Annotated in this window: 8 protein-coding genes; 4 read left to right on the top strand and 4 right to left on the bottom strand. The window is 71.8% G+C overall.

Annotated elements, in window-relative coordinates; translation table 11 throughout:
* Nucleotides 1-62 precede the first annotated feature (62 nt).
* Nucleotides 63-920, bottom strand: coding sequence for a hypothetical protein (locus ACFV8H_RS37325; RefSeq protein WP_380408672.1), 858 nt, complete (start codon nucleotides 918-920; stop codon nucleotides 63-65).
* A 394-nt stretch (nucleotides 921-1,314) separates the two neighbouring features.
* Here ACFV8H_RS37325 and ACFV8H_RS37320 point away from each other — a divergent pair, with 394 nt between their 5' ends.
* The 3 genes from ACFV8H_RS37320 (at nucleotide 1,315) to ACFV8H_RS37310 (ending at nucleotide 3,398) form a co-directional block, all read left to right on the top strand.
* Nucleotides 1,315-1,821 (top strand): GntR family transcriptional regulator, encoded by a 507-nt coding sequence (locus ACFV8H_RS37320; RefSeq protein WP_380408670.1) that lies wholly within the window; start codon nucleotides 1,315-1,317, stop codon nucleotides 1,819-1,821.
* A 206-nt stretch (nucleotides 1,822-2,027) separates the two neighbouring features.
* The gene (locus ACFV8H_RS37315) at nucleotides 2,028-2,684 is read left to right on the top strand and encodes a hypothetical protein (RefSeq protein ID WP_380408668.1); all 657 of its coding nucleotides are present in this window, start codon (nucleotides 2,028-2,030) and stop codon (nucleotides 2,682-2,684) included.
* Nucleotides 2,685-2,771: 87 nt separating this feature from the next.
* Entirely contained in the window at nucleotides 2,772-3,398 is a 627-nt protein-coding gene (locus ACFV8H_RS37310; RefSeq protein WP_380408667.1) for a signal peptidase I, read from the top strand.
* A 5-nt stretch (nucleotides 3,399-3,403) separates the two neighbouring features.
* Here the strand turns inward: ACFV8H_RS37310 and ACFV8H_RS37305 are convergent, their stop codons facing one another.
* From ACFV8H_RS37305 to ACFV8H_RS37295, 3 genes are all read right to left on the bottom strand, one after another.
* Nucleotides 3,404-4,069, bottom strand: a complete 666-nt coding sequence (locus ACFV8H_RS37305; RefSeq protein WP_380408665.1) for a response regulator — start codon at nucleotides 4,067-4,069, stop codon at nucleotides 3,404-3,406.
* 139 nt (nucleotides 4,070-4,208) lie between these two features.
* Nucleotides 4,209-5,375, bottom strand: coding sequence for a sensor histidine kinase (locus ACFV8H_RS37300; protein ID WP_380408663.1), 1,167 nt, complete (start codon nucleotides 5,373-5,375; stop codon nucleotides 4,209-4,211).
* A gap of 224 nt (nucleotides 5,376-5,599) precedes the next feature.
* Nucleotides 5,600-5,860, bottom strand: a complete 261-nt coding sequence (locus ACFV8H_RS37295) for a hypothetical protein (protein WP_380408661.1) — start codon at nucleotides 5,858-5,860, stop codon at nucleotides 5,600-5,602.
* A 370-nt stretch (nucleotides 5,861-6,230) separates the two neighbouring features.
* On the opposite strand from ACFV8H_RS37295, the gene ACFV8H_RS37290 reads away from it, so the two are divergent.
* Complete coding sequence (locus tag ACFV8H_RS37290) at nucleotides 6,231-7,553, top strand: peptidoglycan-binding protein (protein WP_380408659.1); 1,323 nt, start codon at nucleotides 6,231-6,233, stop codon at nucleotides 7,551-7,553.
* Nucleotides 7,554-7,820 lie beyond the last annotated feature (267 nt).

The raw sequence follows: 7,820 nt of genomic DNA, 5'->3' as shown, positions 1-7,820 counted from the left end.
GGCGCGGGGGCACCCCGGGCCCCCGCGGCCTGGGGGGGGGTGGGGGGGGGTGGGGGCTAGGATCAGGCCTGGCCGCGGCGACGCAGGGCCAGGGCGAGGCCGGCAGCACCGGCGCCGGCCAGGCCGACGCCCCCGGCGAGCATGCCGGCACGGGAGTCGGCGTCCGAGTCGGCGGACTCGGCACCGGCCTTGACACCGCCCTTGGGCACGGTCGGCAGAGCGGCCTTGCGCTGCTGCTGGCCGCCACCGGCCTGACCGGCGGCGTTCTGCCCGCTGGGGCTCTGGCCACCGGGCTTCTGGCCACCGGGCTTCTGGTCACCGGCGGGCTGGTTGCCACCCGGCTTCTGGTCACTGCCCGGCTTGTGGTCGCCGTCGGGCTTCTGGCCACCCGGCTTCTGGTCGCCGTCGGGCTTCTGGCCACCGGGGTCCTTCGCCACCGTCACCTTGCCGTCGGCGGACAGGGTGAAGGTGTGACCGTTGTGATGGCCGACGGCGCCGCTGAGGGCAGCGTCGGTGGTCTTCAAGGTCAGCAGTGTCCCGCTGAGACCGATGCGGATCCCGGCCTCGTAGCCCTTCGTCATCTCCGTCTTGTCATGCGTGGAGACGATCTTGACGATGTCCGCGGTGTAGCCGTCGATCAGTTCCTGCGAACCGGCCGACCTCCGCTCCAGGTGCTCCGGGTCCTTGGTGGCGGTCACTGTGCCGTCGGCCTTCAGGACGAAGGTGTGGCCATTGTGGTGACCGGTGTCCTCGGGGTAGTCAGCGGAACCCGCACTGAGAGTCAGCAGCGTTCCGCTGAGCCCGAGGTGGATCTCCGCTGCGGCGTAGTCGCCCTGCACTGTGGTGACGTCCGCCACGTAGCCGTCGATCAGCTGGACTGTCTTGTGCTCCTTCGCCGGGATCTCCTGGCCCCCGGCCACTACCGACCGGACAGTGCCGTCGGCGAACGCATTCCCGGCCGGGAGGGCCACGGCGCCCACGAGACCTGCTACGACGACTGCAGTACGTATACGGGTACGCATGTGTTTTCCGAAACTCCTTCATTGATCCGCCCGTTCAGGGCAGCCGCGGCCAAAGCTAGGCCACCGAAGGGGAGTCGACTCCCCATCGAGCAGTCGAATGCACCTACGGTCACAAAAGCGCGGACTTTCGTCAGGAAGGCCACCGTTGGAAGTCCACGCGGATTCCGCCCTGAGTCATCTCTCATCCCCGAGGGAAAGCACTTTCGCTGCCTCCGTCGCCAACTTTCGATGGGTTCCGGCGGGTTCCAATGAGAAGGGCAAGGAGGTACGAGTCGCGGGGGGAACGGTCCGGATGAACCGCACGAAGGCCCGGCCCCCGGACCCTGCACCGGCCGGAGCACGCCCACGGCCGTGCTACCGGGAGCTCGCCGGGTACCTGGTTCGCCGGCTCCCCCCGGGCTCGCCGCCCGAGCGGCTGCCGCCGGCACGGGAGATCGCGCGCAGGTACCGGATCCCGCTGGCCACGGCACAGTTCGTCCGGCGTGCCGCCGTCACCCGGCTGCGCCCGCCGGTCCAGCTGCTGCCGGACGACCCCGGGTGCCCGCCCTGGGTCGGCGTGGCGGCGGACCTGCGCACGCGCATCGAGACGGGACAGCTGACCGGACGGCTCCCGGGGCGGAAGCCACTCGCGGCCACCTATCGAGTCGGGGCCTGCACAGTCCGGAAGGCCCTCGACCTGCTCGCCCACGAGCGGCTGGTCGAGATCAGGCCGGGGACGCAGGGCACCTACATCGTCGAGGACGCGCTGCCGGGCGCCCCGATCGTCCGGCCGGAACCGGGAACGAACGGCTCGCCGTAACGCGCGAGGAATTCCGCTCAGGCGTGGGGGAAATCTGATGCGCGGCGCTTCCCGGGGATTCGGTGCCGCAGGACGGTAACACCGGGGAATGCCACTTTCGCTGCCGCTCCGGTCCACTTTGGATTCGTCGGTCCGGTATTTGATCGATGCGTGCTCGGCCGGTCCGGCCGAATGCGGAACGACCAGAACCGGAGAGACCGATTCAGATGACCATGAAGAAGCGCCGCACCGAGACCGCCAAGCGCTGGACGAAGCTGCTGGCCGCGCCGGTCGGCGTCCTGGGCGCCGGTGCGATGGTGCTCGGCGCCACCCACGCGACGGTTACCGCCGATACCTGGAACAAGGACAACACCATCAAGTCCGGCTCCTGGACGAAGTCCACGGTCAAGAGCGACCAGGGCACCAAGGCAGTCGTTACGGTGCCCGACCTCATGCCCGGCGCGACGGGCAGTGCGAAGGTGACCTACACCTACGAGCCCGGCAAGTCGGAGGGCAAGGAGAGCTGGGGCCAGGTGGTGCTCAAGGACATCAGCGTCACGAACGGCTCGGGCGATGTCGTCATCATTCCCTCCCAGTCCGAGCTGGCCAAGCACCTGCACCTCAAGTTCACCGTCAAGCAGGGCGGCAAGCCGGAGGTGAAGGACCTGACCCTCGCCGAGTGGTACGAGAAGACGAACGAGGACAAGAACACCATGGGCCGCACGGCCCTGCTGCGGGCGAAGCTCAACCGGAAGGACGCCAAGGCCCCCGAGAACAAGGCCGACGTCGCGCTGGAGTGGAGGCTCGACGCCGACGCCCCGGTGGGGGCCGCGAACTCCGGCCTGAAGTTCGACCTCGGCGCCGAGATCGATTCCGTGAAGTGACCCCACACCCTCGCGGCGGTGCCTGGCTTCCGACCCAGGCGCCGCCGCGAGGCGCGTTGATACCGACGGGACAGGAAGGTGTACGGGGTGAACGGCGAAGCGAAGCCGGAGGACGGCAAGGGGAGCGCTCCGGAGCCGGAGGCCCAGGAGCCCGGGACCGAGCAGGTACCGGCCGAGGACGTGCCGGAGGGCTGGTGGCCGGTGCTGCGGGTGTCCCTGTGCCGGGCGACGGCCACGATGGCCACGACCCTGATGCTGATGCCCCTGGCCGCGCTGATGTGGGGTTGGAGCCCGGCCGTCGTCGTCTCGGGCTCGATGGAACCCGCGCTCAGCAGGGGGGACGTCGTCGCCACCCGGCACGCGGGCATGCGGGAGGTCGGCGGCGGTGCCGTGATCTCCTTCGCGGACGCGGCACGCGGCGGCCGGATGACGACCCACCGGGCCGTCGAGCGGCTGGAGGACGGTGCTGCCTACCGGACCAAGGGCGATGCCAACCACGAGCCCGATCCGGCGCTGGTACGGGCCGAGCAGCTCAAGGGCGTCGTCGCGGTCGCGATTCCGTGGGTCGGCTCGGCCTGGCTCTGGCTGCAGGACGGCGACTGGGGCGCGTCGGTCGCTGCCGTGGCGGTGTACGCACTGCTGCTGGGGGGCTGCCGTGACGGCGCCCGCAAGCCCGGCCCGGGGGCCACCCCCGCTGCCCCTGCTGCGCCCTGAGGGCGTTACTTCCCGTCGAGCAGCCCCGCGTTGTGCGCCAGGATCGCGGCCTGCGTCCGGTTCTCGACGGCGAGCGCGGTGAGCAGCCGCGAGACGTACGCCTTGACGGTGCCCTCGGCGAGGTACATCCGCTGGGCGATCTGCGCGTTGGACAGGCCGCTGCCGACCAGGCGCAGGAGTTCGCGCTGCTGCTCGCTGAGCTTGTCCAGGCGGCGCAGCTGGTCCGGCGGGATCCGGGCGGGCTGGGCGGCGCGGTCCCGGGAGGCGTTGACGAGGTGGGTCGCCGAGGCCGGGGCCAGGACCGTGCCGCCGGCCGCCACCAGCCGGATCGCGCCGACCAGTTGCTCGGGCGGGGCGTCCTTGAGGAGGTAGCCGGCGGCACCGGCCCGGAGGGCCTCGGTGACGCCCTCCTCGGTGTCGAAGGTGGTCAGCACCAGGACGATCGGCGGGTTCGGCAGGGCCAGCAGCTGCCTGGTCGCGGTGATGCCGTCCATGCCGGGCATCCGCAGGTCGGTCAGCACGAGGTCGGGGGCGAGGGCCCGGGTGTGCGCGAGCGCCGTGGCCCCGTCGGCGGCCTCGCCGACGACGGTGATGTCCTCGGTGGCGTCCAGCAGCGCGCGCAGTCCGAACCGCACGAGCGGCTCGTCGTCCGTGATGAGTACGCGGATCACTGCCGTCTCCTCTGGTTCGTCCCTGTACCGTCCGGGGCTCCGGAACAAGATCTCCGAGACTCGCACGGCGGCCGTTCACGAAAGTGGATGACGTACCCGTCGAAAGTGGGGAGTTCGGGTCACGAGTGGGGGGTTCGGGTCACGGGTTCGCAGCGGGGTTGTCGAGCGGGACCGACGCTACGACCTTCCAGCCGCCCCCGCCGGTCGGCCCGGCGTGGAAGTCCCCGCCGAGCAGGGAGAGGCGTTCCCGCAGTCCGATCATCCCGAAGCCGTCGCCGGCGACCGCGATCCGCCGGGCCGGGTCCGGCGAGGGGTCGTTGCGCACCATGGTGTCGAGCCTGCCGCCCGCCGAGGTGATCCGCACCTCGGTCCTGGCCTCCGGGGCGTGCTTGACGACGTTGGTGAGCGCCTCCTGGACGGTGCGGTACGCGGTCAGGGCGATCTCCGGCGGGACGGGGTCGAAGACGTTCGTGGCGAGGGTGACGGGCAGGCCGGCCGCGCGGGCCTCGGCCACCAGCTTCTCCAGGTCGGTCAGGCAGTGGCCCGCGACGACCGTGTCGTGGCCGTCGCGCAGCGCGCCGAGCACCTGGCGCAGGTCGCGCAGGCCGGCGCGGGCGGTGTCGCCGATGGCGCGGGCCACCTGCCGGCTCTCCGGCTTCACGCCGGGGACGAATTCGAGGGCTCCCGCGTGCATGGCGATGATCGCGATGCGGTGCCCGAGGACGTCGTGCATCTCGCGCGCCAGCCGGACGCGTTCCTCCGCCCTGGTCTGGGCGACCCGGCGTTCGCGCTCCTCGCGCAGCGCGACGATGCCGCGCTCGTAGGCCCGTGCGCCGAGGCCGCAGACGATCGGGAAGAAGGCGTAGAACGCCGAGGTGAGCAGGTCGTCCGCCACCGACTGCCCGGGGCGGCCGGGGAGCAGGGCCTTGAGCGGGACGGACAGCACACCGGCGGTCGTGATGACCGCCGCGCGGTGCCGCGGCTGGTACCTGGCGAGACTGAACAGCGCGAGGAAGACCGGGGTGCGGGCGCCGTCCAGGACGAGGCCCGCGAGGGTCAGCACCGTGACCGCCAGGGGGGCCTGTCGGCGCCACAGGAAGCCAGCCGTCACCACCAGGGCCACCACGAGACCTGGTGCCGCGTCGGACAGCAGACCGGTGTTCGGTTTGAGGGCGTTGTTCACCGAACCGATGGCCACCAGCACGACGATCAGCAGGTCCGCGCGCGTCCACCGGGTCCGTCCGGCCGGTTCGGTGAAGGCGGTGTACCAGCGTTCGAAGGCGTCCGGGGCGATGGAGGCGGTCACGGCGGGCGGTCCTTGATCGAATGCGGTCCAGTGGGGGAGATTTTCATGGCGATTGTTCGACGTATTTCCTGTGCAGCGGCGGTGGCAGCGGCCGCGATGCTCGGACCGGCGGGGGCGGCACATGCGGTCGAGGCCAATCCCACGTCCGGAACAGAACCGACAAACCCGGCCGACTTCGGAACTACTCGTCGGGCTGGAAGTGGCGTCCTGGTCTCCTGCGAGCCCTAGGCAATGCGGATGCAGACAATATAGGCAAGCAAGAAGATGACGGCCGTACTGGTTGTCCAGATATCCGTGGCCATCCTGCATCGCTTGGCCCAAATATCCCACCAGGCCGCGATTGCCACCGCAGCAAGAATTCCCAGAGGCGGCCCGACGGGAGGGGCGGCAGCGATGCCTGCCGCCACAAGCAAGGGGAGTCCCACAAGGAGCCAGAACACAATCCTTGCGAATCGGCAGGCATTTCGAATGATCACCGCCTCCACCTCTACTTTCCAGATGACAGTTCAGGGGTGCGTATTCGGCGGTCTCGATGTAGGCGCATGGGGTCAGCATGCCGTTCGGTCCGGTGACCCTGCGGTAATCCTGTAGCGGGGTTCAGCTCGCCGCCCCGGCGGGCAGCCGGAGGGAGGATCCGGAATCCGGACGAACTCCGCTTTGCTGTGGGCTGCTTCAGGAGGAAGTCGCCGGCCGCCGCCGGGTGATCTAGCTTTCACCGAGCGGTCCCGGACCCCGCCCGTTTCCGGTGTGGTCCCTCGCCCGCTTCCCCATCCGGTTCCCGGCCCCGTGTCCCGTCCGGGGGCCCGGCTCCACGGGCCCGCGGACGTCGCCACCCTTGAGACAAGGACCCCCGCGATGTCGTTGCCCGAGTTCGACGAGGCACCCGCACCCGCCGACTGCTCCTGCCCCGGTTGCGCCGAAGCCGCCGCGCAGGCCCGGAGGGCCGAGGCCCGTTCGACCCGCAGGCGGACGGCCAGGCTGGTCGCGGTGGGTGCCGTGACCGCGGCCGCCTTCGCGGGGGCGGGCGGCGCCGAGGCCGTCGCGGCCGGCGCCGCCGGGGAGACGTCGACCTCCGGCAAGCGGACCGGCGACGACGACCGCACACTCTCCCCGCAGGGCATGCCCAGCGGCCCCGCCGGCGGCGCCGCGACCTCCTTGCCGCGGCTCACCCGCGCCCAGATCCTGGCCCGGGCGCAGGTCTGGATCGACGCCAGGGTGCCGTACAGCATGAACCGCCACCACCAGGGGTACCGGACCGACTGCTCCGGCTTCGTCTCGATGGCCTGGTCCCTGCCCGGCAGCCACTGGACCGGCGACCTGGACCAGTACGCGACCCGCATCACCAAGGCGGAGCTGCGCCCCGGCGACATGCTGCTGTTCCACAACACCGCGGACCCCCAGCGCGGTTCACACGTGGTGCTGTTCGGTGGGTGGGCCGACGCGCAGCACACCCGCTACGTGGTGCTGGAGCAGGCCGGCGGGCGCGGCGCGGTGAAGCGGACCATCCCCTACGCGTACACCTCGCACGGCTCCTCCTACGTGCCGTACCGGTACAACGGGGTCCGGGAGGCGGACGCACCGGACGAGGGCTCCCGCGGCGCCTTCCCGGGCGCCGCCCGCTTCGGCCCCGGGGCCGACAACGCCGACGTGACCAGGCTCGGCACCATGCTGATCGCGCGCGGCGCCGGCCACTTCTACCGGCAGGGGCCCGGCCCGCGCTGGGGCCGGGCCGACAGCGAGGCCACACGGGCGTTCCAGCAGGCCCAGGGGTGGACGGGGGCGGACGCGGACGGGATCCCCGGAGCCCGGACCTGGCGCCTGCTCGTCGAGGGCAGCGGCAACAGCATCGGCCCCGGCCCGCGCCCCGCTCCCGCTCCCGCTCCCGCTCCCGGTCCCGCTCCCGGTCCCGCGCCCGGCCGGAACGAACCGGTGGACGCGCCGCCGCCCTTCCCCGGGGCCGGGTCCTTCCGGCCCGGCCAGCGGAACGACCACGTGACGCTGCTCGGGAAGCAGCTGGTCGCCAAGGGGTACGGCCGCTTCTACACCCAGGGCCCGGGCCCCGCCTGGGGCGAGGCGGACCGCCGGGCGGTCCAGGCGTTCCAGACGGCCCAGGGCTGGCACGGAGCCGACGCCGACGGCTACCCGGGGGAGCACACCTGGCGCCTCCTGTTCCACTGAGCCGCCCCCCGGGCGGCCTGGTCCCGACCGACGACCACGCCCTCTCGCGGAAACGCGGGCCACACCGCGAACGGCACGCCTGCCACACACCGACCCTGGAAGAAAGAAGGAGACCCAGATCGTGGAGCCGTTCTCGGTCGGCGGGACAACACCTGCCGGCGCGGCCCGCCCGCCGGAGTCGCCCGACCCGTCAACCGGAAGCGCCGGTCCCGCCCCCCTCGGACCCGGCCGGGCCGGGCCCGCTTCCGGCTCCGGCTCGCGCGGCCG

The sequence above is a fragment of the Kitasatospora sp. NPDC059827 genome (assembly GCF_042731675.1).
Lineage (GTDB): Bacteria > Actinomycetota > Actinomycetes > Streptomycetales > Streptomycetaceae > Kitasatospora.
Note: the sequence above shows the minus strand (reverse complement) of the source record. Positions and strands in the feature narration are given on the sequence as shown.